4 protein-coding genes and 1 pseudogene are annotated in these 3,498 nt (G+C 69.3%); 2 read left to right on the top strand and 3 right to left on the bottom strand.

Features of this window, described 5'->3' with window-relative positions:
- A partial coding sequence (locus tag AOK18_RS18310; protein WP_055695081.1) for a thiamine pyrophosphate-dependent enzyme occupies positions 1 to 1,158 on the top strand: 1,158 nt, incomplete at its 5' end.
- Between the two features lie 79 nt (positions 1,159 to 1,237).
- Positions 1,238 to 1,940 (top strand): annotated as a pseudogene (locus AOK18_RS35415) (Tn3 family transposase); the annotation flags it as partial.
- Between the two features lie 113 nt (positions 1,941 to 2,053).
- On the opposite strand, the gene AOK18_RS18300 reads toward AOK18_RS35415, so the two are convergent.
- The 3 genes from AOK18_RS18300 to AOK18_RS18290 form a co-directional block, all read right to left on the bottom strand.
- Positions 2,054 to 2,284 (bottom strand): tautomerase family protein, encoded by a 231-nt coding sequence (locus AOK18_RS18300; protein ID WP_055573552.1) that lies wholly within the window; start codon positions 2,282 to 2,284, stop codon positions 2,054 to 2,056.
- 29 nt (positions 2,285 to 2,313) lie between these two features.
- Positions 2,314 to 3,225 (bottom strand): SDR family oxidoreductase, encoded by a 912-nt coding sequence (locus tag AOK18_RS18295; RefSeq protein ID WP_055695079.1) that lies wholly within the window; start codon positions 3,223 to 3,225, stop codon positions 2,314 to 2,316.
- A 41-nt stretch (positions 3,226 to 3,266) separates the two neighbouring features.
- Positions 3,267 to 3,498, bottom strand: a 232-nt coding sequence (locus tag AOK18_RS18290; protein WP_157865122.1) for an SDR family oxidoreductase, incomplete at its 5' end; no start/stop codon positions are given.

The following is a 3,498-nucleotide window of genomic DNA, read 5'->3' as shown; positions in this document are numbered from 1 at the left end:
GTCGAGATGATCGACGAGGCCGAGAAGGTCACCCTGTTCTGCGGCGCCGGCACGCGGGGCGCGCACGCCGAGGTCATGGAGTTCGCCCAGAAGATCAAGTCCCCGGTCGGGCACGCCCTGCGCGGCAAGGAGTGGATCCAGTACGACAACCCGTACGACGTCGGCATGAGCGGGCTGCTCGGGTACGGCGCCGCCTACGAGGCCACCCACGAGTGCGACCTGCTGATCCTGCTCGGCACCGACTTCCCGTACAACGCCTTCCTCCCCGACGACGTGAAGATCGTCCAGGTGGACGTGCGGCCCGAGCACCTGGGCCGGCGCACCAAGCTGGACCTGGCGGTGTGGGGCGACGCGCGGGAGACGCTGCGCTGCCTGATCCCGCGGGTCCGCACCAAGGACGACCGGAAGTTCCTCGACCGGATGCTGAAGAAGCACGCGGACGCGCTGGAGGGGGTGGTGAAGGCCTACACCCGCAAGGTGGACAAGCACGTGCCGATCCACCCCGAGTACGCGGCCGCCGTCCTGGACGAACTCGCCGACGAGGACGCGGTGTTCACCGTCGATACCGGGATGTGCAACGTCTGGGCCGCCCGGTACATCTCGCCCAACGGCCGCCGCCGGGTCATCGGCTCCTTCTCCCACGGCTCGATGGCCAACGCGCTGCCCATGGCGATCGGGGCGCAGTTCACCGACCGGGGCCGGCAGGTCGTGTCGATGTCCGGCGACGGCGGATTCTCCATGCTGATGGGGGACTTCCTCACCCTGGTCCAGTACGACCTGCCGGTGAAGGTGGTCCTGTTCAACAACTCCTCCCTCAGCATGGTCGAGCTGGAGATGCTGGTCGCCGGACTGCCGTCGCACGGCACCGGCATGAAGAACCCCGACTTCGCCGCCGTCGCCCGCGCCTGCGGCGCCCACGGGGTGCGGGTGGAGAAACCGAAGGAGCTCGCCGGTGCGCTGAAGGCCGCGTTCAAGCACAAGGGGCCGGCCCTCGTCGACATCGTCACCGACCCCAACGCGCTGTCCATCCCGCCGAAGATCAGCAAGGAGATGGTGACCGGCTTCGCCCTGTCCGCCTCCAAGATGGTGCTGGACGGAGGGGTGGGCCGGATGGCGCAGATGGCGCGGTCCAACCTGCGCAACATTCCGCGCCCGTGACGGCCCCGGACTCCCAGCTCTGTCCCCAGGGGCAAAGTAACCAGCGGGTAGCTTTCGGATAGTCAGATGACCCGTTTCGGGCCAGGGCACCGCGTGCGCGTCGGACTCGAAGAAGTTCGGGCCCTGGTCCAGCAACTTCATGACCGAGTACCACGCCCGCCACGGCGGCAATGGCGTGTTGGTGCACTGGCACGTGGAGGAGAAGAACGTCTGTATCTACTCCCAGCTCAAGAGCTGTTCCTCCTCCGAGGTCGCGGCGATGACCGAGGGCCTGCTGCGGCACTGCACGGACGCCGAGATCGAGTCGAACAACGTGGACACGCACGGCGCGTCCGTGGTCGGGTTCGCGTTCACCGAGCTGCTGAACTTCCGTCTGCTACCTGGCCAGTCCCGGCCTGCGCCGGGAGATCCACGGCGGCCTCCAGGTCGTGGAGAACTGGAACAGCGCCGACACGGTCCTGCACCACGGCAAGGACGGCGCCCTGACCGGCCCGGACAAGGAGCACGCCGAGACCTCGATGCTCGCCCTGCACCTGCTCCAGAGCAGTCTCGTGCACGTCAACACCCTGCTGCTTCAGCAGGTGCTCGCCGAGCCGGCCCGGGCGAAGAATCCGAGCGAGGAGGACCGGCGCGGCCTGACCGCGCTGTTCCGGTCGAACGTCAACCCGTACGGCACCTTCCGCCTGGACATGGACAAGCGGCTCGACCTGCCGACCGCTGCCGTGCCCCGTCCCCGCACCCCGGCGGACATCGCCGACCGATCGAGTACGGGGACACAATGAAGGGCCTCGCTGATCTCACCGGCCCCCGGATGAACGAGGCCGTGTGGCCGGACGCTCGACCCGGCGGCCGTCGGTTTCGAGGTGCTGTCCTGGCCGGATGGCGGCCGGTGCGGTCAGGCGTCGCCGGTGTCGGTCGCTGTCGCCTCGCCGAGCATGGCGAGGGTCAGCACGTTGCCGGAGATGCCCCAGCCGCCGTCGGCGACCTCTTCGACCAGCACCATGGTGTTGTTGCGGGCGCGCTCACCGTAGATCTCGACGTACAGCTCCGTGGTGCGGGTGACGATCTCCTCCTTCTGCTTCGGGGTGAGGGTCTTCTCGGGGACCTTGAAGTTCGCGAAAGGCATGGCTGGTTGTTCCTTCTGTCGGTGGGGCGTCACAGGGAGCTGCCTGCGGTGAGCAGGCTGTCCAGTCCGAGGCGGCGGAAGAAGTCGGCGCGTACGCGGTCGGCGACCGCGCAGACGACTTCGCTGCCGTCTCGGCTGGGGTCTATGTGGGTGCGCAGCGGCCGAGTGCCATGTGCCATCGCGACCAGGTGCACGACGGCTTCGGCGACCTCGGTCACGTCGGCGTCCGACGGGATGAGCGCGGCTAGGCGCTTGCCCAGATCGTCCATCAGGGGGCGGTGACGCTGGTCGTAGATTTCCGCACGGTCGGCGTCGGCGGGGGCGCCGGCGTTGGCGAAGTGGTTGGTGCCGGTGGTGAACGCACCGGGCACCACGATCGCGGTGTCGATGCCGAACGGGAGCACCTCGGCGGCGTAGCTGACGGCCAGGGCGTCCATCGCGGCCTTGGCGGCGAAGTACGGGGCCAGGAACGGGGGGCAGCCGCCGCGGGTGCTGGAGCTGCCGATCCACACCAGCAGCCCCGAGCCCTGCTCACGCAACTTCGGCAGGGCGGCGCGGTTGACGCGCTGCGTGCCCAGGACGTTCACGTCGTACAGGTCCGCGAGTTGCTCGGCGGTGAACGCCTCGGCGGCGCCGAGGACCATGTGCCCGGCGTTGTGCACGACCACATCCAGCCGGCCGCGCTCGGCGAGGATCCGGTCGACTGCGGCGTCGGCGGAGTCCTCGGAGGTGACGTCCAGCTCGACGGCCTGTACGTCGACCTGGTGGTCGGTGCCGTAGCGCGCCAGGTCGGCCACCGCGGTCGCGTTACGGGTCGCCGTCTGGCGGATGCCCGCGTACACGGTGTGCCCGGCGAGGGCCAGCGCACGCACGGACAGCGCCCCGATGCCGCTGGAGGCCCCGGTGACCAGGATGACCTTCCCGGTGCCGTCGTTCCTCATGACAGGGTCCTTCGTTGATCGGTGGGATGGCCGCGAGCGGCTCAGATGATTCCGCCGTTGGCGCGGACGACCTGTCCGTTGATCCAGTGGCCGGCCGGGGAGGCCAGGAACGCAACGACCTCGGCGATGTCGGACGAGGTACCGAGGCGCTCCAGCGGGGGCTGGGCGGCCAGACGGGCGATGGTCTCCTCGTCCTTTCCGTCCAGGAACAGGTCGGTGGCCGTGGGGCCGGGCGCGACGGCGTTGGCGGTGACGTCCCGGCCCCGCAGCTCC

Origin of the sequence: Streptomyces prasinopilosus, from assembly GCF_001419695.1 — a bacterium.
Taxonomy (GTDB): domain Bacteria; phylum Actinomycetota; class Actinomycetes; order Streptomycetales; family Streptomycetaceae; genus Streptomyces; species Streptomyces prasinopilosus.
This window is presented reverse-complemented; position numbering and strand designations above follow the sequence as displayed.

What these genes read in the sequence shown, in the direction of transcription:
- AOK18_RS18300 (WP_055573552.1), bottom strand. Translation starts at nt 2,284, where the DNA reads ATGCCTTTCGCGAACTTCAAGGTCCCCGAGAAGACCCTCACCCCGAAG.
- AOK18_RS18295 (WP_055695079.1), bottom strand. Translation starts at nt 3,225, where the DNA reads ATGAGGAACGACGGCACCGGGAAGGTCATCCTGGTCACCGGGGCCTCC.